This is a genomic window from Terriglobia bacterium (assembly GCA_020072785.1).
Classification (GTDB): domain Bacteria; phylum Acidobacteriota; class Terriglobia; order Acidiferrales; family UBA7541; genus Acidiferrum.
In genome coordinates this window covers 1,153,463-1,177,622 of the sequence record JAIQGG010000002.1, presented here as the reverse complement: position 1 = coordinate 1,177,622, position 24,160 = coordinate 1,153,463, and the positions used below count along the sequence as shown (strand labels likewise).

Here is a 24,160-nt window from a genome sequence, read left to right as displayed (position 1 = left end):
CGTTCTGACGGGATAAATTCCGCGCGGAGCTACAAAGCCATCTTTGCAGCGAAGCGCCGGACAAACTCTTCAGCCGATTGTCTCCGCGCGGAACATCTCTGCGCCGTCGAAGCTGCGCAGCTTTTCCGCGCGCACGACGATCATGACGCGGTCAGGGCTCAGGAAGCGCTGGGTTTCGGCGGCGCGCTGCTGTGGGGTAAGCGGGCGGTCCCAGGTATCGAGATGCGCGGAGACCCAGCGGGCGACGAACTGGGGATCGGAGGAAACTTCGGCGCGGCCACGCAGAGTCACTTGGCGCAAACCGCGGTGAAAGCAGAGGCACACGGCGGGATTTCGGAGGATGGCCTTGACCTTGTCGCGGTTGGCAGTGGAGGTGAGCATCACGCAGCCGTCGAGCACCACGTAGGCCATGGCGCAGGCCACCGGCGCAGGCTCCCGCGTGACCCAGGCGAAAACGCAATAGAAGGGCGGGCTCTCGATGAGCTTCCAGGCCTCCGCGTCGCTCAGGCGGTACGGCTCGATGTACTGGCGGTTCCACCAGGCTGGCCGCTCGCTCAACGATTCCCTCCCTGCCCTTCCGGCATCACGGCACCGGTCGTGCGGGTACCCTAGCACACCCCGCAGAATAATCGTACGCCGGCGCACATCCCTGGAAGAATTCTTGCGTGTGACGGGGCAGTTCGGGCCGAGAGGAAGCACGGCGTGCGGGAAACGCGCGTCGTGGTGAGGCCCCGTGGGGTCGCGGGCGACGGCTGCGAACTGCGGCTGGCGTGGAGGGTGGAAAGGCTTGCGGTCAGCGAGAGCGCCGGAGCTCTTCAATCCAGCGCACAAGGGTGGTGTAGGAGTTTCCTTCGACGTCCAGGAATTCGATGCCCATGCCTACGCGCGGCTTGACTGCGCGAACCGTGGCCAGGATGTCCGCCTGTTCGCCCTTGAAGGTCAGCGTCAAGCGCACGCGCATGCGCACGGTAAGAGGCCGGTTGGTGCACACGAAGCATCCGCCCAGGGAAATGTCCGAGGTGATGCCGGTGGAGCGGGAACCCGATTCGAGGTCCAGCAGCTCGGCATTCGCAGTAAAGGCATAGCGAATGGTATAGCGGCGGTCGCGAATCGCGGTTTCGGCCGAGAGGCGGTCCTCAGTTGGCTTGCCCATGCGAAACATCCTGGTCTGCCGGCACCCCTGGCAGAAGCGTATCGGCGAAATCCCGCGGGGGATTTGTGAGATGGGCAAACGCCCCATCGTCAGCGGCGGGTCGTGCAGGGAAATGTGCTAGTCTCTCGGTGTTGCTTCTCTCTGGGCACGAAGACAAACCATGAGCACCGATAAAATCCGTCAAAGCGATCGCGTGGCCCTGCGCGTACCGGTCGAAGCCTCCTGGTACAACAGCAGCGGCCAGCCCGTGGCCCAGACCGTGGAAACGCTGCTGATCAGCCGCGGGGGAGCCGTGCTGCGGCTCGCCGAACAGCTGGCCACCGGGCAGGAAGTGCTCCTGCAGCGGCATATGAGCGACACCGTCTGCAAAACGGCGCACGCCACGGTGGTCACGGAAATTGACCGCGATCCCCGGGGCTTCATCTATGCCGTGGCCATCCGCGATCCCCAGCCGGATTTCTGGGACATCGACTTTCCGACGCCGGCCCAGGCCGCTGACGCCCTGGCGCGCATGCTCATGGAGTGCAGCTTTTGCCGGCGGCGCGAAATCGTGTACCTGAACGAGCTGGAGCTGAAGTCGTTCGAAGTGCGCAAGTGCGTCGCGCGCATCTGTAAGCACTGCAACGCCCCTTCCATCTGGACCGAGGCGCGCTCGGACGAGCGCAGCAGCCCGGAACAGGCCGATTCCGCCGATCTTTTTCTCCCTGCAGAGCAAGTGCAACCCTCCCGCAATCGGGCGCGCATCAAGGCCCGCGTTTTGGCCTGCATTCGCCGCCGCGGCTTCCAGGAAGAGATCGCCGTATGCGAGGATCTCTCGCGGGGCGGCCTGGCGTTCCGCAGCCGGAATCAATACGCGGAAGGCACGCGGCTGGAAATTGCCGTGCCGTTCACGCCGGGCAACAGCGCCATCTTTGTGCCCATTCGCATCGTGTCCTCCCGGCTGATTCCCGCCGCCGGGCTTTACCGTCACGGTGCGGCCTACCTCAAATAGTTCGGGGAGTGCCACTGCCGTTTATTCCACCGCCGGCAGGACAGCGCGTTCCACGCGCCGCCGGCGCAGGTAATGCATGGCGATGTTGAGATAGACCTCGCCGCAGGGCGTCTCAATGCACAGAACCATGGCTTCGGTATCCGCGTTGCCCTCCAGACCCACCTCCTTGCCGTGAATCTCCGGGGGATAGATCTTGAAGCGGAATCCCTGGTCATTCAGGAGGGTTACGGAATTGCCGATGATCATGTTGGCGAGCTCGCAGACCGTCTCGCGGACCACCTGCTCGCTTTCCGGCAGATCGCTTCCCGCGAGATGACTGGCCACTTTCATGGCCACGTCCGGCGCCAGATCGAGAATCACCCGGCCCTCGATCTCGCCCTTAATCAGAATGAGAGCCGCGACGCCCTTGCGGCGATAGGTCTCCTCATCCATGGACAGGTCGAGGATGTTGGTGGGCGCCTGCAGGGCTTCGGCGAAGACGGCGTCCGCGGCGTCAATGAAGGGCTGGATCAGCTCCATTTTCATTGGTCGAACTCCTCCCCCGCGGCGACCGGAGCGGCGGACGTGCTGCCGGCCTCATCGCTCAGGACGTAGCGCAAGATTTCGTACAAGCCGTCGGGTTTGACGGGCTTCTGCACGAAGTGCTTGGCCCCCTTCTGCAGCGCCGCCAGAATGTTTTCCTGGTAACCGACCGAGGAGACCATGATGATGCGGGCCTCGGCGTGCTGGCGCACGATGCGCTCCACCGCCTCGATGCCTTCCATCTGCGGCATGGTGATGTCCATGAGGACGACGTCGGGCCTGACGCGGTTGTATTCCGCGATGGCCGTCAGGCCGTCACCCGCTTCACCGGCCACCTCGCCGCCGAACAGCTCAATCATCTTGATGAGGTTCTTACGCGCGAAGACCGAATCGTCCACCACAAGGTAGCGGACCGGCTGGCTATCTTTTCGAAGCAGAGCGGCAAATTGCGGCATGGCCTTCTCCTTATTCCCCAGGCACCGATTCAGGTGCGCGAGGATGAAACCGGTATCCTTCTTCGCGTTTCGTTCTTTTCCGTCTTTTCAACCTCGTCCGTTTTTTCGGAGTTCCGGCGAGTGCCCCCGTAGTGGCTGACGAGATACGCGCCGATTTTTTCCAACGGAACGATGGTCCCCACAAAGCCCTTTTCCATGGCGGCGCGGGGCATCCCGCTTACCACGCAACTTTCCTCACTCTGGGCGATCGTCGGTCCACCGGCGTTCTTGATGGCGCCCAGTCCGTCGGCGCCGTCCTCGCCCATCCCGGTCATCAGCAGCCCCACGGCGCTGGGGCCAAACTCCTGAGCCACGGAATGAAACAGCACGTCCACCGAGGGGCGATGTCCGTTCACCGGCGGACTATCCGAAAGCACCGCCATATCCCCGCGGGGCATGTGGCGCGCCAGCAGATGGCGGTTGCCGGGACAGATCAGCACCCGCCCGGCCAGCAGCAAATCACCGGAACGCGCCTCGGAAATCTCCAACGCACAGCACTCGTTCAGGCGCTTGGCGAACATTTCCGTAAAGCCTTCGGGCATGTGCTGGACCACCAGAATGCAGGCGGGAAAATCCGGTGGAATCTGTTGCAGGACATACTGCAGAGCATTCGGCCCGCCCGTGGAAATGCCGATGGCGATGATGCGGTTCGGCGCGGTGGCGGCGCGCACGCGGTTTTTCGCCACCGGCGGCGGCTCCGCAGACACTTGCGCCGCGCTTCGCCGGGCCTTGACGCGGCTGGCCACCTTGATCTTCTGGATCAAGTCACCGGCGATGGTTTCCAGGCGGCCGGCGGCGGCGTCTTTGGGCTTGGCGACGAAGTCGATGGCGCCGAAGGCCAGGGCTTTGAACGTAGAATAAGCGCCCTCCCGGGAATGCGTGCTGCAGACGATCACCGGAACCTGGTGTTCCTTGGTGATCATGCGCAGCGCTTCCAGCCCGTCCATCCGCGGCATCTCCAGATCCAGCGTGATCACATCCGGGCGCAGCTCCTCGATCTTCCTCAGGGCAAACGCACCGTCCATGGCCGTCCCCACCACCTCGATGGAGGAATCCGCTTCGAGGATGCGCGGGATCAACTTGCGCATCAGCGCGGAGTCGTCCACCACCAGGACTCGAATGCGCTCGCTCATGCGATGGCTCCCAGGGCCGGGGCGCGCGACAGGCGCGCCAGCACCGCGGACACGTTGAGAATCAGCACCACCGTTCCATCACCCAGAATGGATGCCCCGCTCACCAGATCGCTGGTGACGATTTCTTCCGGAAGCGCCTTGATCACCAGTTCTTCTTCTCCCACCAGACTGTCCACCAGCAGGCCGAAGCGGCGTTCCCCCGTTCCAATGACAACCACGAAGGAACGCTTGCGCGCCTCCACGGTGTGAATGCGCTCAAGGCTGCTGAGGCGCACCAGGGACAGGATGTGGTCGCGCAGCTGCAGAACCTCCCGCTGATCCACGCGGTGGATTTCGGCCTCGGAAACCCGCGTGATCTCCATGACCGAAGAGAGCGGCACGGCAAAAAGACGGTTATTCACGCGGAACATGAGGGCCTGGATGCTCGCCAGGGTCAGCGGCACGCGGAGCTGAAACAGGGTCCCCTGGCCGAGCTGCGAGGAGAGCTGCACGGTGCCTTTCAGGCGATCGAGCACGCTGCGCACGATGTCCATGCCCACGCCGCGGCCGGAGATTTCGGTCACTTCCGCAGCGGTGCTGAGGCCGGGCTCAAAGATCAAATTGAGGGCATCGGCGTCGCTGAGACGCTCCGCATCCTTTGCCGAAAGGAGGCCGCGCGCGACAGCCTTGGCGCGGAGACGCGCGACGTCAATGCCGCGCCCGTCATCGCGCACCTCGGTGACGACCTGCGCACCCTGGTGGTAGGCGTTGAGATAGACCGTGCCACGGGCGGGTTTGCCGGCGGCCAGCCGCGCCTCGGGCGGCTCAATGCCGTGATCCACGGCGTTGCGCACCAGGTGCGTGATGGGCTCGGCCAGGGCGTCGAGGATGCCTTTGTCGAGATCCGTATTCTGCCCGGCCAGCTCGAGGGCCACATCCTTGTTGCACTGCTTGGCGACGTCGCGCACGACGCGCGGGAAGCGGCGGAAAAGCTGCTCCACGGGAACCATGCGGATCTTCAGAACCGACTTGTGCAGCTCGTCCAGCACGCGAGCCTGAAAAGCGAGAGCGTCCAGGAGCTTGGCGTGCAGGGGGTCGTGGGCGTGGCGCCGGTCAAATTCGACGATGGCGCGGTTCAGCATGGACTTGCCAATGATGAGCTCGCCGACCAGGTTCATCACGGAATCGATGCGCGCGGTCTCGACGCGGAGCGTGCTCTCCACCACGGCATTGACCGCGGAGGCGCTGCCGCCGGGGCGCTGCGGTGACGCGCCTTCCGCTGGAGCCGCTGCGCCCCCGGCTACGGTGGCCTGGGCCTCGAGGAGCTCGCTGAGCAGGTCGTGCTCGGGGGTTTCGGCCGGGGTCGCGCGCGTAATCACCAGGTCCGCGATAATCGCAGGAATCTTACAGCGGCGAGCGATGGTCTCTTCCGTCTGGGTACAGGCGAGCGCGGCCTCGATGACTTCCACGGTCGCGGCCGTGCTGTTGTCTTCGGGATGCAGAGCGATCACCGTACCCAGGCCGTGGAGCACGTTGCGCACCAGTTGAAAGGCCGCGGCCCGCATGGCGCTCAGGGGGTCGATGCGCAGCGCAAGGTTGTAAACGTTCTCCCCGCGGTGCAGGGCCTCGGAAATCATCAGCTGCTCGTATTCGCTCCAGACGAACCGCGCCGCCGGCCGGTTTTCGACCGGCGCGGAAGCGGGCGTGTCCGTGGCGGTCTTCAGGAACAAACGGATTTGATCCCGCAGCGGCTCCGTGGACGGAGGCTCCGCATTCTGACGATAGGCGCTGAGCAGCGAATCAATCCCGTCGGCAGCCGCCAGCACGACTTCCGCAAGCTGCGGACCCCGGCTCTCGCCGATCTCCGGCAACAGCACGTTCTCCAACTCGTGCGCCAGGTCGCTCAAGCCCAGATAGCCGCAGGCGGCGGAATCGCCCTTCAGGGTGTGCACGACGCGGCGCACGCGGCGAATCACTTCGGGATCGGCCGAATGCGCTTCCAGCTCGAGCCCTGCATCGTTCAATGTCTGCAGCAGTTCGTAAGCGCTCTCGAAGAAGAGCGCGCGCAGATCCCCGCCGCGATCATCGAGCGGATGACTCACGTGGCCGCCTCCAGACGCTGGTAGGCCGTGCCGTTGTTCTCGTGGATCATGCGGAATTTCGTACTCAACCCGAACAGGCTCTCCGCGTGCCCCACGAACAGGTAGCCTCCCGGATTGAGGCAGTGCCAGAACTTCTCGATGAGCCGCTTCTGCTCCGCTTCATCGAAATAGATCATGACGTTGCGGCACAGGATGATGTCGTTGCGGCGCGGCAGAAATTCCGTTTTCAGGTTATGAAAGTCGAACTGTACGAGTTCCTTCAGGGCGTGCTTCACGGCGTACTTGTCGCCGGCTTTTTCGAAATAGCGCAGCCGCGTGGTGTAGTCCACCGGCTCCATGTGCGTTTCCGAATAGGCGCCTTCCTGCGCCGAGCGCAGCGCCGCGTAGCTCATGTCCGAGGCCAGCACCTCGAGCTTCCACGGCGGGGGGATGAGCGGCTTGGGCGAGGGCACTTCGAAGGGCAGCGGATTGCGCAGGTAATAGTAGGCCAGCGCGTCGCAGAAGAGGATGGCCACCGAATACGGCTCCTGCCCCGTCGAGCAGCCCGCGCTCCAGACGCGCATCGTCCAGTCGCGACGTTCCTGCTTGCGGTGCAGCAGATCTTCCAGAACCGTTTTCTGCAGCAGATCCAGCTGCGGCTTGTTGCGGAAAAAACTGGTCTCGTTGACGGTAAGATTTTCGAGCAGCAAAGCCAGTTCCTGCTTGCCTTCCCGGCTCGTAAGCAGCCGATAGTAGGCGTAGAAGGAGTCCAGTTGGCAGACCTTCAGGCGGCGCTGCAGCCGGTCTTTCAGGAAATGGGCGCGGCGTTCATCGAAGTACATTCCGCATTCCTGGTAAATGAGGGTTTGCAGCAGTTTCAATTCCGCGTCGGTCAGGGGAACCTGTGCGATGGCGGTTTCCATAGGGGATTCCTGGGGCGGCTCCGGCCGTCGGCCACAACACGGGGCAACTGCCCCGCGTCAGCGCATGCTGGCAACGGGTTCCGCGGCCTCCTCGATGCGCCCGAATTCCGGGCGGTGCAGCAGTTTTGCGATATCCAGCAGAATGATCAGCCGCCCGTTCAGTTTGCCCACACCCGTCACATATCCCGATTCCCCGTCGGAGAACATATTCCCCGGCGCTTCGATCTCCGATGGCGGAAGCTTCAGCACTTCCGACGCGGAATTGACAATCAGCCCCAGGAGCCGGTCATTGAGTTCGACCACCAGAATGCGGTTTTTCTTATCCGCGCGAATCTCGGCCTGCCGGAACCGTTTGCGCAGGTCCATCACGGGGATGATTTTTCCGCGAAGATTGATCACCCCTTCGATCATCTCCGGGGCGTTGGGGACGATGGTGATGTCCGGAACGCGCACGATCTCGCGCACGGCGGAGATGCGCACGCCGTACGTCTCGTCCCCGATGCGAAAGCCCACAACCTGGAGATCTTTTTCCATCACACAAGCTCCGGATACATCAGGAACGCGAGACTTCCGCGTATTCCCTGCTGCGCACACGCATCGCTTCGGAATTCTGCCGCGCCTTGGCGTATTCCTGGTGGGCCCGCGGGGCCACCCGATCGATGGCGAAGCGGTCCATGGAGCTGAGCAGATGCCCGGAAAGCTTGAGCATCTGGTCGGCAGCCGCCGAAAGCTCGGTCGAGCTGGAGGCCGACTGCTGCACGAGTTCGCGCATTTTATCCATGGCGCGCACCACCGCCTGCGCCCCCGAAGCCTGCTCCTCGACCGCGGAGTTGATTTCCTGGGTGATTTCCGTGAGGCGGCTGGTGGCCTTGGCGATCTGCGAGGATCCGACGGACTGCTCGTTGGTGGCCGCGCCGATCTCCTGCGAAAATTTATAGACTTCGGTGACCACGTTGGAGATCTTGTGCAACGCCGAGTTCAAGTCATTGCCGAGCGACAGCCCTTCCTCGACAATGCGCGTGCTGCGTTCCATATTTTCCACGGCCTGCCGGGCCTCGCGCTGGATGCTTTGAATGAGGTCGGCGATTTCCTTGGTGGACTGCGTGGACTTCTCCGCCAGTTTGCGCACTTCGTCCGCGACCACCGCGAAGCCCAAGCCGTGCTCCCCGGCGCGGGCCGCTTCGATGGCGGCGTTCAGGGCCAGCAGGTTGGTTTGTTCCGCGAGGTCGTCGATCACTTCAATGATCTTGCCGATGTCGTCGGCGCGATGCCCGAGGACGTTGATGATCTCCGCCGAGGTCTGGATGGCCATATTGGTGCGGTTCAGGCCGTCCGTGGCCTTTTCCATGGTGGCGATGCCGGTGCCGACTTCCTCGCGCGAGCGGTTGGCAATGTCCAGCAGCACCTTGGCGGTATCCGCCACGCGCTGGATTGAGGTGACCATTTCGTCGATGGACGCCGAAGTTTCCGCGACGCTGGAGGCCTGCACCTGCGTGTTTTTCACCACGTTCTGCACGTTGATGCTCATCTCATGCATGGTGCTGGTAACTTCCTCGATGGCCGTAGAGGCCTGCACGCTGACCCGCGCCGATTCACTGGAAGCACCGGCAACCTGGCTCGAGCCCGAGGCAACCTGCGAGGCGCTTTCCCGGACCTGGCGCACCAACTGCTGCAAGCCCTCAGACATCTGCACGAAGGCGTTGCCCAGGGTGTCGCGCTTGGAGCGCGGCTCCACTTCCACAGTGAGATCCCCTGCAGCCACGGCCATGGAGATGGCCGCGATCTCCTTGAGGTAGGAGACCAGGTTATTGAAGGTCGTGGCCAGGGCCCCGATCTCGTCGTCGCGGTGAATGTCGATGTTCTGGTCCAGGTCACCGGAGTCCCCGATCTCCCGCGCCACCGTGATCAGGTGCTTGAGCGGTTCGGAGATGGACTTGGCCGTGTAGTAGGCGATGCCGATGCCCAGGAGCAGGGCAATCAAGGTGCCGGCAGTGCTCAAAATGGTTGTGACCGTGGTGGCGCGGGAAGCAGCCTTGGTTATCTCCTGCAGGTTGTCGCTGATATCGCGCGTCGTCTGGTCCAGCACGCTCGAAGACTTCGTCAGCCAGCCGCTGGGGTCCTTCTGCAGGTAGAAGACCTGCAGATCGGAAACGGACGCGTCTCCGGAGTCCACCTGATGGCGCTTGGCCAGAAGCGGTTTGGCAAAAGTTTCGCTCCAGTTCTGTTCGGTGCCTTCGACCTGGATCAGGGCGGTGTGCACCAAGTCGCCAACGGCTTGCGTTTCGCTGCGCTTGATCAGCTCGCCGAGCTCGGCGATCCCGCGCGTGACTTTCTCCTCATCGCGGGGATCCCCGCTGAGCAGGAAATTGTCGAGGTTCACGCGGTTGGTCATGATCTGGAAGCGCACGGCCTCGATGGCGCGCACGTTTTCCAGCGCGTTAGCGGCATCGGCGCGGACCGAGCGTTCTTTCAGCACGGCCACCGAGTTCAAGATGAAAAGCACGGCCAGAAAGGCCAGAATGGCCCCGAAGCCCAGATAGAGTCTCTTGCCAATCGTCATTGCCGGAACCCTCCACTCCTGTGAAACCGCGTTTCCCCCTGCTACTCTGCCGTTACCCTTCGGGGATTGTCTCTCGATTACCTGGCCGGACTATTGAACTCGAATACCACTATCACCGTCGTTTCTTCCGCGGCCGGAACGAACTTCCATTCCTTGACGGCATCCTGCGCTGCCTTGACCAGCAAGGGGTGGCCGCCAATCACTCGCGAGGTCCGCACTTCCCCATCCGGTGCGACCACGATTTCCAGCTTGACCTTGCCGGAGATGTTCATGCGCTGAGCAAGCTCGGGATACGAAGGAGCAACTCTGAGACGAACCTTGCGTTTCGTTTCTTCGACAGTCCCGTGCTGCGCAAAACCAGCCGACGCCGCAAGGCCTAAGACCAGAACTGCCATCAGGATACCTGCCCACTTATTTCTCATTGCCGTCATATCTCCTTAGGAACGAAACGCACCCGTGGATGGAAAGGCACGTCGAGGGCCAGGCCGCGAAAGGCGCGGTAAACCCCGCGGCATTTCCGTAAATCGCAAACAAGCTGTTTTCGGACTGCAAGTTAGGAGAGGGAGCCGATCCAGAACTCGCACCGAAGAAACCCCGCGAGCGTCTCAAGGGGTCGAGGAAAGACGGCAATTGGTCTCAGCGTGAGACGTTGGCGGTGATTCCTGCGAGTGGTTGATTCAACACCAGGCGTCTCAACTTTGATTGACTCAGTTTGAGATTGACAGATAACGTGGGTATGCTCTGGCATAACCATTGAGACGCACGCAGAGCCCCCTGATCCCCGATGCGTGGCGCTAAAGCCCTCTCGTCTCGCCGTACTCCCTCCGGCCGGGGAGGAGTTTCGGGTGTCCGCGCCGCCTCGCGCCGCGCCGAAGAACTCATGGACCTGGCGCTCGACGCCGTGCAGTCCGGCAATCTTCCGGAATTCCTGCAAAAATTTGCCGTGCGCGCCGCGCGCCTGCTGCAGGCCCACTGGTGCGCCGTGGCCGTTTTCCAGGGCGAGGATGCGGAGCTCTATTCCAACGAGCCCCCGCGCCGCGAGGCGGATCCGCGCCAGAAACTTCTCGCCAAGGCCATTCTCCAGACGGCCGACGCGGCAGCGGAAGAGATCGCCGTGCTGCCCTTCGACCGGGTGCTATTTTCCGCGGTGCAGGCTCCGCGAAAGAATCTGGAGACCATTCTCCTGCAGATCGTTTCCGGGGATGGCGAACGGTTCGGCTGCGTCTGCGTGGTGCGCGCGGCGCAGCACCTGGATGAATCCGAGCGGAGGCTGCTCCGGGCCCTGGCCTCCCATGCCTCCCTCTCGCTGGTGAATTTCCGGCGCTTTTCGCAATTGGAGCGCTCCAAGCGCCAGTGGGTCGAAGACATCGATGCCATCACCGATTACATCGTGGTCCATGACCAATCCTGGAGGATCGTGCGGACCAATCGCTCGCTGGCTTCGGAACTGGGTGCGCCGCCAGTGGCCCTGGTCGGCGAGCCCATGAGCCGCCTGCGGCAGATTGCCGAGGAAGGCAGCGGGCTGCCCTGCCCGCTGTGCCGGGATCCGCAGCGCGCCCGCGAGGAATACATGCTGGCAGGGCAGGAGCGGACCTACCTGGTCTCCACCTCGCGAACTCCCGGCGCCGCCGGCCAGGACGTGCGCACGATTCACGTTCTCCGGGACATCACCGACCGCCTGGAAGCCGAGCGGCGCTACCGCGATCTCTTCAACAGCATCCAGGAAGGATTGTTCTTTGCCACACCGGGCGGGCAATTCCTGGATGTGAATGACGCCATGGTGCGCATGCTGGGGTACAGCTCGCGCGACGAGTTGCTGCGAGCCGACGTCAGCCGCCACCTGTATCCTGATCCGGCCTCGCGGGAACGCGTCCTGCTGACCCTGCGCCAGCACGGCGTGCTGCGCAATTACGAAGAGACGTTGCGGCGCAAGGACGCCTCCCTGCTGCATACCCTGCAAAACATCACCGCCGTGCGCAATGCCCAGGGAGAGATCGCACAAATCCGCGGGCTGATGCTGGACGTGACCGAGCAGCGCATTTTCCAGGCGCAACTGCAACGCGAGCGGGATTTCAACCAGAAGATCCTGAATGCCACGCAGAGCATGATTCTGGTGCTGGATACGGCGGGGCTCATCACCTACGCCAACCGCCGCTGCTACGACGCCGGCTACCGCGAGAACGAATTGATCGGCCGCCGCCTGGTGGACTGGGTGGAGCCCGCACAGCGCCGGGAATTCGACGCCGCCCTGGGGACCACCGCGCACGGGCAGCAGATGGAAAACCTCGAGCTGCGCATGCGCCGCGGGGACGCCACTCTGGGCCATTTTTCCGTCAGCCTCAGTCCCATGCGCGATGAGCAGGGCGTGGTAAACAACATTGTCGTGGTTATGACGGACATCACCGACGCGGCGATTCTGCAGGCCAAGCTGGCGCACTCCGAGAAAATGGCCACTCTGGGCCGGCTGGTTTCCGGAGTGGCCCACGAGGTCAACAATCCCCTGGCGGCGATCCTCGGCTTCACCGACCTGCTGCTGGAAAATACCGATCTCCCGGCCGTGGTCAGACAGGACCTGGAGATCATTCTGCAGGAGACCCAGCGCACCAAGGAAATCGTACAGGACCTGCTCAGCTTCGCCCGGCAACGCACGGCGCGCCGCGAACCCGTGCACCTCAATGCCGTGCTGCGGCAGACCCTCAAGCTGCGCAGCTACGATTTCGCCAGCCACGGCGTCGAAGTCCGGGAGTCCCTGCAGGAGAATCTCGATCCGGTGCTGGGCGATGCGCAGCAGCTCCAGCAAGTCTTCCTGAACATCCTGAACAATGCTTACGACGCCGTGCAGGAGGCGCAGCGTCCGGGGAAGATCGAAATCCGCACCTCCCGGGTGGGCCCGGACATCGAGGTGGCCATCAGCGACAACGGCACGGGCATCTCCGATCCGGACCGCATTTTCGACCCCTTCTTCACCACCAAGCAGGTTGGCAAAGGCACCGGCCTGGGCCTAAGCATCTGCTACGGGATTGTGCGCGCCCACAGCGGCGAGATTCAGTGCTGGAATAACGCCGGGGGCCAGGGCAGCACCTTTGCCGTGCGCATCCCCGCCGCCGGGGCGGCGTCTCTCTCCGCAACTGCGATGGAGGCTGGGCGATGAGCGTAAGCGCCGCGGCGCGCACTTCCCTGCCCATTCTGCTGATCGAGGACGAGGCTGCGGTGATCGCGTTCGTCCGCGCCGCGCTGGAACGCCGGGGCTACTCCGTCGTTCCCGTCTGCTCGGGCGTGGAAGGATTGCAGCAGCTTGTGAACGGCCACTACAGGGGCGTCATTTCGGACATTCGCATGCCCGGCAGCGTCAACGGCGCCGAAGTGCACGCCTGGATCCGCCAGAACCGCCCGGACCTGGCGGCGCGCATCATTCTGATCAGCGGGGATACGGCCAACAGCGAAACCCAAGAACTGCTCGAGAACAGCGACACGCCCTGCATCGAAAAGCCTTTTCGAGTCCAGCACTTACTTTCTGTCGTGGAGAAGACCTTCGGAAAACCATGAGCGACGATCTGAAAATCCGTTTGTTGATTGTGGACGACGAACAGAGCATCCGCCGTCTGTGCATGACCATTGGCCAAACCCTCGGTTTTACCTGCTCCGAGGCGGAGAGCGCGGAGGCAGCCCTCGCCAGGCTGGACACGGCCACCCCCGACCTGATTCTCACCGACCTCAAGCTGCCCAGTCTCTCCGGCGTGGAACTGCTGCGCCAAGCCCGCGCCATACTGCCGCGCACCGAGGTGGCCATCATGACCGGGCACGGCTCGATTGAATCGGCCGTGGACGCCATGAAGATCGGGGCCTACGATTACATCGAGAAGCCCTTCCGCGTGGAGAAGCTGCGCCTGCTGCTGCAGCGCATGGCCGAGAAGGTGCGCCTGGTCGCGGAAAACCAGTTCTTGCGCGAGCGTGTAAACGCCGAAGAAAGCCTGGGCGGAATCGTGGGCACTTCGGCCAAGATCCAGGACGTGCTGCGCATGATCTCCCGCCTGCAGGACACGCGCACACCGGTGCTGATATTCGGCGAGAGCGGCACGGGAAAAGAACTGGTGGCCCGGGCCATTCATTTCCGCGGTTCGCTGGCTCAGACCCCTTTCGTCGCCGTGGACTGCGGCTCCCTGGTGCCCACGCTGATGGAAAGCGAGCTGTTCGGCTATGAGAAGGGCGCCTTTACCGGCGCCATCAAGTCCAAGGCCGGCCTTTTCCAGGCGGCCAACGGCGGCACCATTTTCCTCGACGAGATCGGCGAGCTGCCTCTGGAAATGCAGGCCAAACTCCTGCGCGTTCTCCAGGAAAAGGAAGTGCGGCCCGTCGGCAGCAACGACCGCGTGTCCACCGACGTCCGGGTCATTGCCGCGACCAACCGCGACCTCGAAGCCGCCTATCGCGACGGCACCTTCCGGAAGGATCTCTATTTCCGCTTGAATGTCGTGACCGTGCACATCCCTTCCCTGCGCGAGCGCCGCTCGGATATTCCCATGCTCGTGCACCATTTTCTGGACCGCTTCGCCCCCGGCGAGAACATCCAGGTGACTGCCGCGGCGATGAAGAGCCTGCTGCAGTACGATTGGCCGGGGAACGTTCGCGAGCTCGAAAACTGTGTCGCCCGCGCCGTGACCCTGGGCGACCGCCGCACGATCGACAGCGGCGACCTTCCGCCGGCGATCCGCTCCGAGCAGGCCTCCGCCGACGGCAGCAGCGCCGCGCCGGCCGATGCCGCCCTGTCCACCATGGCCCTGGCCGAAATGGAGCGCATGACCATCGTGCGCGTTTTCGAACAGGCGCACGGTGATAAAGCCCTGGCCGGCAAGATGCTCGGCATCAGCCGGGCCACGCTCTATCGCAAGCTGAAACGTTACAATATCGGGGTAAAGTCCGCCGCCGGTGTGACCTCCGCCGCCGACCCGGCCTCTTGAGCGGTCCCGCATTGACCCTCTCCAGCCTGCGAGAATGCGTGAGGGCTGAGGCGAGACCTGAGACGCCGCTGTGTCATCCTGAGACGCGTGAGCCACAGTCCTGCCAAAGCTCTTCTCTAAGCCTTGCCCTTTCAGCCAGTTAATGAATTTTTCCGGATCTGGAACTTTGGCGCGCAGCGTGCACGCTTCTCTGCGGTGCTTCTCTGCCCAAGCCGGGTTCGTGTGTTTCGAACGCGGCCGGGCGGCGAGCGGCACGATACGTAAAGCGAGAGACCACGTGAAACGCATGGGTGGAATACTGGCCGCGGAGACCGCACGCAGTTGTGCGGAGCAGCTGGCGCGCTTTTTTCCACGCGCCCTGCCGGTTCGCATTGCGGTGCAGATTACCGCGTTGCGGCCGGGCCAGGCACGTCTCCGGGAACGGATCGTCGTGGAGTATAGCGCCAGCGAACACGCCATCTTCTGCTGCACTCTGCCGCTCGAGTTCGACGAGCGCATCCGCGTCGAACAGAACGGCACCGGAAAAACGGCAGAGGCTGCGGTGATCGCAGTGCAATACCACGAGGGTTCGAAGGCTGTGGCCGTGCGCTTTCTGAAAGGCTCTTGCGATTGGATGGTTCAGCCGTGACCACTGTTTCCAGAACCCTGCCCTCGCCGGCCGGCAAGCCTGCCCCCCGCGTCAATCCGGGGCGCGACCGGCAGTGGGCGGAAGCCCGCTCGCTCTTCCCGATCTACATGGCCATCGCCAAGCAGGTGGGGATAAAGCCGCTGTTCGGTCCGGACAAGACCGCTCTTCCGGAAACCGTCAGCCTCGAGATCTTCGACCAGGTCACCGTCTGGCTCAATACCGTGGATACCCAGGTGCAGGTCCACCAGCTTCGCCACCTGCTGCAGATGACCTCGCTGAATGCCAATGAAGGCGGCCTGCGGGCGATGATCCTGCGGCACCTGCGCAAGGCCATCAAGTCCGACACCGACCGCCACAAGATCGATTTTCTGCTGGTGCAGTATTTCGCGCTGTGCGCGCCGCCCAAGACCTATCACGCAAAAATCGAACTCGAGGACGTGGCCCAGGTGATGAAACCGGTCCTGGGCGAGGTCGACTCCGCTCCCCTGGAATGGTGCGCGCCGCTCGAAACCATCATCGAGACCCTGGGCACGCTGCGCAGCCTCGGCGCGATGCTGAAAACCAATTTCATCGAGCAGGGCCGCCGCGTGAAGGATTCCGCCGGCAACATGTTCTACGATCCCTCCGCCCTGCTAGCCTTCATCCGTTTCAATTTCATGCTGCGGAGGACCCTGATCGAGCTGATGCATGCCGACCTGACCGCCATTCGCTGCGGGCTGACCCAGCTAGAAGCGGCCCATGAGCGCACGGTGGATTGCACGAAGTTCGGCCTCAGCGCGTCCGAGCCGCTGGCCAGGATCCGGCAGATCGCCGACGAATGGAAGCAGCCTTTTCAGAAGGACTACACCGAGCGCACCGTCAACCAGGCCTTTGAAAAACTGCTGGCCCTGCGCAGCGACGTGGAGCGCGCCATGGCTCGCGTGAGCGGCAAGCCCGCCCCCGCAGCCGCCGCACCGGCTGCGAAAACAGTTCCGCCGGCCGCCCATCCCGCGGCGGCGAAGAAAGGTTCGCCACCGGCTGCACCGGCCGCCAAGCCGGACAGTGCGAAGCCCGCGGCACAGAAAAGCGACCTGCCGGCCGCGCGCAGGGAAAAGCCTGCAGCAGCACTCATCCCCGAGCTGGATTTCGAAACCTGCATGGAGAAGATCTGGGAGCAACTCATCGCAGCGCCACCCACCCGCGGCCGCTCGATGACGACCATCTCCCTGGGGACCGCCCGGGTACTGCTGCCCTCCTGGGAAGTCACCGCGTTCGTCAGCGAAGATGGCCCCTCCGCCGAAGATCTGCGCCGGGCGGTGGTGGCCCGCGCGCTGGTCACCACGGCATTGGAAGCAGCCAAGGAAACCGGGAATGCCTCCAGCCTCGAGCGAGCCATCAGCATTGCGCGCGTCGAGGCTTCCCGCCTGCAGGAACGCGTGGACATCGCCAAGCAGGCGAAAGACACGGAAGTGGCGGTCAACTTGAGCATGAGCACGAAGCGGTTGATCTCCGCGCTGGATGAAGCGGAGAAGCTGTAGCCGCCGGCACTCCCGGCATTGCGCCGGACACTCGATGGGGAGCGGGTTCTTCGTTGCGAGACACAAACGTCGTCATTCTTACCGATGAAAATGATTTCGCGCGGCTCCTGACAGCGTGCTGGCAGGGCGAGCGGCAGGTGCCAGCCCTGACCATTCTAAGTAGCGAACTGTGGAAGCGCCAGCAACGGCCCTCCTGGGACCTGGTGGTGATCGGGCCGCTGCGCGACGCAAACCTCACGGGCATCCTGCACACTCTGGACTCCGTCGCGGCGGTGATTCTCTGCGTGCGGGGCGACCCGCGGGAACTCGCCGAACTCCGCGCGCGCTATCCGCGCCTGGTACACATTCCCCTGCGCGAAGACTGGGCGCAGACGCTGCTGCTCGTCGCCGGGGAATCCCTGCGGCGCACGGAAGCACTGCGCAGAGCGCGGCAGTCGCAGCGCGAGGCTTCCGAGAACGCCTATCACGCCACTCTGGGCCGCTACATGCTGGAGATGCGCCACAGCCTCAACAATGCCCTAACCAGCGTGCTGGGCAATGCGGAATTGCTGCTGCTCGAGCCCGGGCAGCTTTCCACGCAATCCCTCGACCAGATCAAGACCATGCACAGCATGGCCTTGCGCATCAACGAGATCATGCAGCGATTCTCATCGCTGGCAAGCGAGATTCGGGAGGCTGAGAAAGTATCTCAAGGTGAGACGGAAGTGAGCCCAGCGGGGAGCTCGAGGCGGGGTTGAGGGCCAGCGCTTTCCCGTATCTCTTTGAATGTACACTACTTCCACAAGAGAGCACGGATGGTCGAAAGAGTGCCCTGGCTGGTCGCCGACGTGCTTCTCTAAGGTGCGGATTACTCTCAGGAGTTTGTGCGCGTGGACAAGAAAATTCTGATCGTGGACGACTCGCCGTCGCAGGTGCGACTCATGCAGGATCTGCTCGTGCATGAAGGTTACCGCCCCGTCGGTCTGAGCGACCCGCACAAGGTCGAGGAGACCATCACCAGCGAGCGTCCCTGCGTCATCCTGCTGGACGTGGTCATGCCGGACCGCAACGGCTTTCAACTCTGCCGCGAACTGAAGAACAACGCAGAGTTCCGCGGCATCCCGGTGATTCTGGTGACCTCCAAGGGCACGGCCAGCGACAAGTTCTGGGGCCAGCAGCAAGGCGCGGACGATTACATCACCAAGCCTTTTACGCGGGAAGAGTTGTTGCGCGCGGTTCGGCGGTTTGCATGAGCGACCTGACAAACCAATTCGAAACGATGGAAGACGGCTACCAGCTCACACCGGTATCGGGCGACGTGGACACCGGCGACCTGCTGGAAGCCGCCGGGCCGATCGAGCACAGCCCGCCGGAGCAGCAGCACTGCGTGTTTCGCAGCGGACGCGAGCGTTTCTGCCTGCCCGTGCTGGACGTGGAAGAGGTCGTGGAATTTCCGCTGGTGACTCGGCTGCCGCTGGGGCCGGCGTACCTGATGGGTATTTTCAATCTGCGCGGCGCGATTGTGCCGCTGATTGATATCGCCATGACCGAAGGCCGCCGTTCGGGTCTTCTGCCGAAACACGTGGTCGTGGCCTCGCTGCGCGGCGACGCGCATCACGAGGATGTGCGTATCGGGATTGCCGCCGACGAAGTCGTGGGCACCTATTCCGCGGCTTCCGAGGACATGCTGGAGCACGCGCCGGAAAACGTGCCGCACTGTATCGGCATGCTCCGGCACGACGACCGCCTGGCGCTGATGATCGATTTGCGGCGCCTGCTGGAAGTTTTTCCGGGGCCTGCAATCTGAACGAATTTGCATCGGTCATGGATGCCGGCCCGGGGGGCCGGGCGTCCACAGGGAAACGGGAGGAAGTTATGAAAGGTCGTTTGAGTTCCACAATCTGGATGCTGATCCTGTGGACCGGAGTGGCGCTGTTCGGCGTCCTGCTGCTGGCCTATCACGCGGGCCGCACGGCCGGCGGGGCGGCTATCTTCGAGTTCGCCGCCATGTCCGGTGGCGCGGGCGGAATGGTGCTGATCGCCGTGCTGCTGGCCCTGGGCACGACACTGGCGCTGGCTATGACGCTGGGCAAGCGGATTGTCACCCCAGTGCAGGATCTCGCGGAATTTTCCGAGCGCCTGGCTGTCGGCGATCCGCGCGCGCGCGTGGAAGTCTCCGGGAATGACGACCTCGGCTATATCGCGGAGAATCTCAACCGCGCCGTCCTGCGCGTATCCAAAGCCACCTCCAATCAGGAAGCCAGTGAGCTGCTGCAACGCAGCATCACCGACCTGCTCGCGGTCATCAACCAGGTGGCGCGCGGCGACCTGACGCTGCGCGGCAAGGTCACCAACGACGCCCTCGGCAACGTGGTGGACTCCATCAACTACATGCTCGACAACTTCTCCAAGGTGCTCGAGCGCGTGCGCAAGGCCGCCATGGAAGTCAGCGGCAGCGCCCACAACATTCTCACGGCTGCCGATGAGATGCAGGCCGGAGCGACCCAGCAGGACCAGGAAATCACCAACACCTCCTCGGCCGTGGAAGAGCTGACGGTCTCCATGAAGCAGGTGTCCAACAACGCCGAAGCCAGCGCCGAAGCCGCGCGCCGCGCCCTGGACGCCGCCGAACAGGGCAACCGGGCCGTGCGCGACACCCTCGAAGGCATGCAGCGCATCCGCGCCTCCGTGCAGGCCACCGCCAAGAAGATCAAGTCTCTCGGTGACCGTTCTCTGGAGATTTCGGAAATCATCAACGTGATTAACGACATCACCGAGCAGACCAACCTGCTGGCCCTCAACGCGGCCATCGAAGCAGCGCGCGCCGGGGAAGCGGGCCGCGGATTCGCGGTGGTCGCCGACGAAGTCCGCAAGCTGGCCGAGCACTCGCGCAGCGCCACCAAGGACATCGCCGCGCTCATCAAGGCCATTCAGGCCGAGACGAACGAAGCCGTGGTGGTCATGGAAGAAGGCACCAAGGAAGTGGAGGGCGGGGCGCAACTCGCCGATCAGGCGGGACGCGCTCTGGACGCGATTTCCAGCGTGGTCCGCCAGTCGGCGGAACTCGTCCAGGAAATTTCCCTGGCTTCCAAACAGCAGGTGCGCGGCACGGAAGGCGTGGCCCACGCCATGCAGATCATCTCCGGAATTACGCGCCAGACTTCGCAGGGCGTCCGGCAGACGGTCAGCACGGTCAGCCAGCTGGTGAAACTCAACGACCAGCTCAATGAAGCGCTGGCGCAGTTTCGCGCACCGGGCAAACCCGCCGCCGGGGAGGCGCCCGAGCCGGCGGTCCCGGCGGGCGCGCTTCGGTAAGACAACGACTTCCTGCCCTGGTGAGAAAGCCAGCGCGGAAACGTGCCGACGATGACCGAACGCCACAATCCGAAGCCGGAATTGACGGACCACGAGCTCTCCGAGATCCGCTTGCTGATCGAGGAACGCACGGGAATCCATTTCGACAAATCGCGCCTGCGCTTCGTCTCCACCCGGGTGCTCGAACAGATGCAGCAGAAGGGCTTTGCCCGCGGTTCGGACCTGCTGCGGGCCGCGCGGCGCTCCAACGTCGAATACGAAGGGCTGCTGGAGCGGCTGCTCACGCAGGAAACCTCCTACTTCCGCTACCCCGCGGTGTATGACGCGCTGCGCAAGCGCGTCCTGCCGGAGCTGCACGTCAAGAAATTCTGGAACAGTCCGCGGACTTTGCGGGTGTGGAGCGCGGGGTGTTCCACCGGTGAAGAGCCCTACTCCATCGCCATCACCATCGCCGAGACCCTCAATTCCGCGGAGGCCTGGAACGTCGAGATCATGGCCACGGATGTGGGGCGCCAGGCGCTGAAGATCGCCGAGACCGGCGTGTACAGCGGGCAGAGAATTGCCAGCGTCACTGCGGACCAGCTCGCGGCACACTTCACCAAGACCGGCGCGGGCTACCAGGTAAAGCCCCGCATCCGCAAGCTGGTCACCTTCGCGCAGATGAATCTGGCCTCGGCCGTCTATATGGGCCGCATGGACATGATCTTCTGCATGAACGTCATGATCTATTTCACCGAAGAGCGCCGCCGCGCCCTGATCCAGCGCTTCTACGACACGCTGGAGCCCGGCGGATACCTGCTCCTCGGCCACTCGGAATCGTTGTCCAAGATTCCCGTCAAGTTTCAGGCCATCGTGCTGAACGAATGCATCCTGTACCGCAAGCCGGCGGCGGGCGACCTGCCGCAGCCGGAGCTTGTGACGGAGGGCCACGCGTGAGCACTCCCGAACGCGAAGCCGTGGATCTCTTTCTCCAGGAAGCCTCGGAGCACCTCCAGTATCTGCGGGAGTACTCGAGCATTCTCGGAGAGACCGGCGTGCAGCGCGAGGACATCGAGCGCCTGTACATCGCTGCGCACACGCTCGCCGGCACGTCGGCCAGCTACGGCTTTCCGCGCTTCTCGGAAGTCGCCGGGAAGCTGGCGCACATTTTCCAGTACGCGCTCAACGCCCCGCTGGGCTCGGATCTCTACGGGCCGCTGACCGAATTCCTCTCCGATGCCATCTCCCTGCTGGAAAGCAACCTGCTGGAGATCAGCGACACGGGCAACGAGGTCTCCGAGGATATCGCCGCGTTCAAAGAGCGCTATCGCTTTGCTTTTCCCAGCGAGCCGCCGCCGCTCAACTTGCAGGCCGAGGCGCAACACGAGCCGGTTCCCTCCCTCGCGCAGGCCTGCGAAATGGAAGAGCGCGCCGCGACGGGCTCCTATTTCGACCGTTTGCCGGCCGATGACGAAATCCCCCCTGAAATTCTCGAATTCTTCCAGCCGGAAGCGGAAGAGCATCTGCAGATCATCAGCGATTGCCTGCTGGCGCTCGAAGGCTCGCGCAATCCGGAAGAGATCAACCGCCTGTTCCGCGCCATTCACACGGTGAAGGGTTCCGCGGCGCAGGTCGGCCTGCGCCGCCTGGGCGCCATCGCGCACCGCATCGAGGATCTGGTCGGGCGCCTGCGCGACGGCCTGCTGGAAGCTTCTCCCAGCGTCGTGGACGTTTGCCTGGAATCCGTGGACGTCCTGAACAAGACCCTGCACCAGCAGTGGGCAGGCGAAGCCGACATGCGCGCCGGCGTGGACGCCCTGCTCGCGCGCGTTGCCGAATTTGCTCCCGAAGAGGCCGAAGAAGAGGAGGCCGCGCCGGACGCCGCAAGCCCCGCGCAGGCGGTGGAAACCGCGTCCGCCGAGCCGCTTGGGAAGCCGGCGCCGCGGCAGAAGAAAAACCCCTCCCCGCAGGGCTCGCCCACGGCAAAGTCCGTGCGCATTTCGCTGGGGCGCCTCGACCGACTGATGAACAACGTCGGCGAGTTGGTGATCAACCGCACGCGCATGGTGGGCCGCGTCGGAGAGCTGCAGAAGCTCGTGGACACGCTGGGTTTCTCGAAAGAGCGGCTGCACGGCAAAGTCACGGAGTTCCAGGAAAAATACGAATTCAACCGGGTCAGCTCCGCTCGCCTGGGCACGTCCTTCCCCAGCGGCCGCGGCGGCCCGCCGGACGCGAATCCAATTTCCGGCTTTGCAGCGGGCGACAAGTCCTCGTTCCTCTCGGACTTCAGCGAGCTGGAAATGGACCGCTACGACGACGTCAACATCCTGTCGCGCTCCATGACGGAGATTTCCGCCGACGTAAACGAAGTCCTCTCGCAGCTCGAAGGCTTCATTGGCCGCGTCGAAGGAGATATCGACGAATTCACCAAACTGGCGCACCGCCTGCAGGATGAAATTACCGCGGCGCGCATGGTGCCCATCGAGACGCTCTTCTCCATGCTCACCCGCGTGGTGCGGGACGCCGGAAAATCCGCCCGGAAACTCGTGGAAATGGAGATGACCGGCGGAGATACGGAGCTGGACAACAACATTATTCAGCAGATTGCCGACCCGCTGGTGCACCTGGTGCGCAACGCCGTGGCGCACGGCATCGAATCCGTGGAGGACCGCGCTGCCGCCGGGAAGCCGGAAACCGGAAAGGTTTTCCTGCGCGCGTATCATCGCGGCAATCACATCTACATCGAGGTCGGGGATGACGGAAGCGGGATCAATTACGAGCGCGTGAAGCAAAGCGCGATCGACCGCGGGCTGGTCTCGCCGGAAACCGCTGGGCGGCTGACGGAGCGCGACCTGCGGGAGATGCTCTTCCACCCGGGCTTTTCGACGGCCTCGGCCAAAACCGAGCTGGCCGGGCGCGGGGTGGGCCTGGACGTGGTGCGCGCCAATCTCACCACGCTCAATGGCGAAATCGAAATTTACAGCAAGCAGGGCGAAGGCACACGCTTCACGCTCAAGGTGCCTCTGACCCTGATCATCTCCCCGGCGCTTTTTGTGCGTTGCGGCACAACCATCTTCGCTCTGCCGCTGGCCGTGGTCGAAGAGATCCGCCGCCTGCGCGCGGACGAGATCGATGATGTCGGGGGCAAACTGCTGACCAAGGTGCGCGACGTGGTCACCGAAGTCGTGCGCCTCGATTCCTATCTGGGTCTGCCGCCGCTCGAGCCTGTGAACGGCTATTTCCGCATGGTCGTCGCCAATGCCGGCGACCGCCAGATCGGGCTGGTTATCGAAGAAGTTCTGGGCAAGGACGAAATCGTCATCAAGAACCTGGGCGAGTATCTGCGCCGGGTGAAACTCTTCTCCGGCACCACCATCGCTCCGGATGGCAGCCTCATTCTGCTCATCGACCTCAACCGCATGATCGCCAGCGATCCGAGCGAACGCCGCTCCGTGCAGGTCAGTGCCAGCGCCGCGCGGGTCTTCGCGCCGGGTTCCGCGGCCATCGCCCGCGGCTCCATCCCTTCCGACGCCATCGACCGGGTGCAACAGGAGCGTGTGGTGGTCATCGTGGACGATTCCATCAGCGTGCGCAAATTCGTCGGACGCATGCTCGAGAAGGCCGGCTATCGCGTGAAACTTGCCTCCGACGGTCTGGAGGCCGCCGAGCTCATCGCCCAGCAAGGATGCCATCTGGTCATCACCGATCTGGAAATGCCGCGCATGACCGGCTACGAGCTGATGGCGCAATTGCGCCAGAGTCCTTCCACGCGGCGCATCCCCGTGATGGTCGTGACTTCGCGCGCGGGCGCCAAACACCGCGAACGCGCCATCAAGGAAGGCGCCGTGGCCTTTCTGACCAAGCCCGTGCAGGAAGATCAATTGATCCATGCGGTCGAGCAGCTGATTGGCACCGAAGCGCAGCAACATACGGTGCCGGTGGCGTGAG

Annotated in this window: 22 protein-coding genes; 12 read left to right on the top strand and 10 right to left on the bottom strand. The window is 63.5% G+C overall.

Features of this window, described 5'->3' with window-relative positions:
* Positions 1–69: 69 nt before the first annotated feature.
* Complete coding sequence (locus LAN61_08385) at positions 70–558, bottom strand: pyridoxamine 5'-phosphate oxidase family protein (GenBank protein ID MBZ5540521.1); 489 nt, start codon at positions 556–558, stop codon at positions 70–72.
* Between the two features lie 235 nt (positions 559–793).
* Complete coding sequence (locus LAN61_08380) at positions 794–1,153, bottom strand: PilZ domain-containing protein (protein MBZ5540520.1); 360 nt, start codon at positions 1,151–1,153, stop codon at positions 794–796.
* 160 nt (positions 1,154–1,313) lie between these two features.
* On the opposite strand from LAN61_08380, the gene LAN61_08375 reads away from it, so the two are divergent.
* Positions 1,314–2,144 (top strand): PilZ domain-containing protein, encoded by an 831-nt coding sequence (locus tag LAN61_08375; GenBank protein MBZ5540519.1) that lies wholly within the window; start codon positions 1,314–1,316, stop codon positions 2,142–2,144.
* A 21-nt stretch (positions 2,145–2,165) separates the two neighbouring features.
* On the opposite strand, the gene LAN61_08370 is transcribed toward LAN61_08375, so the two are convergent.
* The 8 genes from LAN61_08370 to LAN61_08335 all read right to left on the bottom strand — a co-directional run bounded on the left by LAN61_08370 (position 2,166) and on the right by LAN61_08335 (position 10,258).
* Entirely contained in the window at positions 2,166–2,669 is a 504-nt protein-coding gene (locus LAN61_08370; GenBank protein MBZ5540518.1) for a chemotaxis protein CheX, read from the bottom strand.
* Positions 2,666–3,121 (bottom strand): response regulator, encoded by a 456-nt coding sequence (locus LAN61_08365; GenBank protein ID MBZ5540517.1) that lies wholly within the window; start codon positions 3,119–3,121, stop codon positions 2,666–2,668. The genes LAN61_08370 and LAN61_08365 overlap by 4 nt, the downstream gene beginning before the upstream one ends.
* 29 nt (positions 3,122–3,150) lie before the next feature.
* The gene (locus LAN61_08360) at positions 3,151–4,293 is read right to left on the bottom strand and encodes a chemotaxis response regulator protein-glutamate methylesterase (GenBank protein ID MBZ5540516.1); all 1,143 of its coding nucleotides are present in this window, start codon (positions 4,291–4,293) and stop codon (positions 3,151–3,153) included.
* Complete coding sequence (locus LAN61_08355) at positions 4,290–6,374, bottom strand: chemotaxis protein CheA (GenBank protein MBZ5540515.1); 2,085 nt, start codon at positions 6,372–6,374, stop codon at positions 4,290–4,292. Before LAN61_08355 ends, LAN61_08360 begins: the two co-directional genes overlap by 4 nt.
* Positions 6,371–7,276, bottom strand: a complete 906-nt coding sequence (locus LAN61_08350; protein MBZ5540514.1) for a hypothetical protein — start codon at positions 7,274–7,276, stop codon at positions 6,371–6,373. The genes LAN61_08355 and LAN61_08350 overlap by 4 nt, the downstream gene beginning before the upstream one ends.
* Before the next feature lie 57 nt (positions 7,277–7,333).
* Positions 7,334–7,810 carry a chemotaxis protein CheW gene (locus tag LAN61_08345; protein MBZ5540513.1) on the bottom strand — a complete coding sequence of 159 codons (477 nt, stop codon included), beginning with the start codon at positions 7,808–7,810 and terminating at the stop codon, positions 7,334–7,336.
* Between the two features lie 19 nt (positions 7,811–7,829).
* Positions 7,830–9,836: a HAMP domain-containing protein gene (locus tag LAN61_08340; protein ID MBZ5540512.1), complete on the bottom strand. Its 2,007-nt coding sequence runs from the start codon at positions 9,834–9,836 to the stop codon at positions 7,830–7,832.
* A 77-nt stretch (positions 9,837–9,913) separates the two neighbouring features.
* Positions 9,914–10,258, bottom strand: a complete 345-nt coding sequence (locus LAN61_08335; GenBank protein ID MBZ5540511.1) for an energy transducer TonB — start codon at positions 10,256–10,258, stop codon at positions 9,914–9,916.
* A gap of 458 nt (positions 10,259–10,716) precedes the next feature.
* Here LAN61_08335 and LAN61_08330 point away from each other — a divergent pair, with 458 nt between their 5' ends.
* The 11 genes from LAN61_08330 to LAN61_08280 all read left to right on the top strand — a co-directional run bounded on the left by LAN61_08330 (position 10,717) and on the right by LAN61_08280 (position 24,159).
* The gene (locus LAN61_08330; GenBank protein ID MBZ5540510.1) at positions 10,717–12,987 is read left to right on the top strand and encodes a PAS domain S-box protein; all 2,271 of its coding nucleotides are present in this window, start codon (positions 10,717–10,719) and stop codon (positions 12,985–12,987) included.
* Positions 12,984–13,382, top strand: coding sequence for a response regulator (locus LAN61_08325; protein ID MBZ5540509.1), 399 nt, complete (start codon positions 12,984–12,986; stop codon positions 13,380–13,382). The genes LAN61_08330 and LAN61_08325 overlap by 4 nt, the downstream gene beginning before the upstream one ends.
* The gene (locus LAN61_08320; GenBank protein ID MBZ5540508.1) at positions 13,379–14,794 is read left to right on the top strand and encodes a sigma-54 dependent transcriptional regulator; all 1,416 of its coding nucleotides are present in this window, start codon (positions 13,379–13,381) and stop codon (positions 14,792–14,794) included. Before LAN61_08325 ends, LAN61_08320 begins: the two co-directional genes overlap by 4 nt.
* A 277-nt stretch (positions 14,795–15,071) precedes the next feature.
* Positions 15,072–15,422 (top strand): hypothetical protein, encoded by a 351-nt coding sequence (locus LAN61_08315; GenBank protein MBZ5540507.1) that lies wholly within the window; start codon positions 15,072–15,074, stop codon positions 15,420–15,422.
* On the top strand, positions 15,419–16,939 hold the full coding sequence (locus tag LAN61_08310; protein ID MBZ5540506.1) for a hypothetical protein: 1,521 nt from the start codon (positions 15,419–15,421) through the stop codon (positions 16,937–16,939). The genes LAN61_08315 and LAN61_08310 overlap by 4 nt, the downstream gene beginning before the upstream one ends.
* 53 nt (positions 16,940–16,992) lie before the next feature.
* Positions 16,993–17,676 carry a hypothetical protein gene (locus LAN61_08305; GenBank protein ID MBZ5540505.1) on the top strand — a complete coding sequence of 228 codons (684 nt, stop codon included), beginning with the start codon at positions 16,993–16,995 and terminating at the stop codon, positions 17,674–17,676.
* Positions 17,677–17,808: 132 nt separating this feature from the next.
* Entirely contained in the window at positions 17,809–18,171 is a 363-nt protein-coding gene (locus LAN61_08300) for a response regulator (protein MBZ5540504.1), read from the top strand.
* Entirely contained in the window at positions 18,168–18,725 is a 558-nt protein-coding gene (locus LAN61_08295; GenBank protein MBZ5540503.1) for a chemotaxis protein CheW, read from the top strand. The genes LAN61_08300 and LAN61_08295 overlap by 4 nt, the downstream gene beginning before the upstream one ends.
* 68 nt (positions 18,726–18,793) lie before the next feature.
* A complete protein-coding gene (locus tag LAN61_08290) occupies positions 18,794–20,233 on the top strand; it encodes a methyl-accepting chemotaxis protein (protein ID MBZ5540502.1) in 1,440 nt (479 codons plus the stop codon).
* Between the two features lie 51 nt (positions 20,234–20,284).
* Entirely contained in the window at positions 20,285–21,169 is an 885-nt protein-coding gene (locus LAN61_08285; protein ID MBZ5540501.1) for a protein-glutamate O-methyltransferase CheR, read from the top strand.
* Positions 21,166–24,159, top strand: a complete 2,994-nt coding sequence (locus LAN61_08280) for a response regulator (GenBank protein MBZ5540500.1) — start codon at positions 21,166–21,168, stop codon at positions 24,157–24,159. The genes LAN61_08285 and LAN61_08280 overlap by 4 nt, the downstream gene beginning before the upstream one ends.
* The last annotated feature ends 1 nt before the right edge of the window (position 24,160 follow it).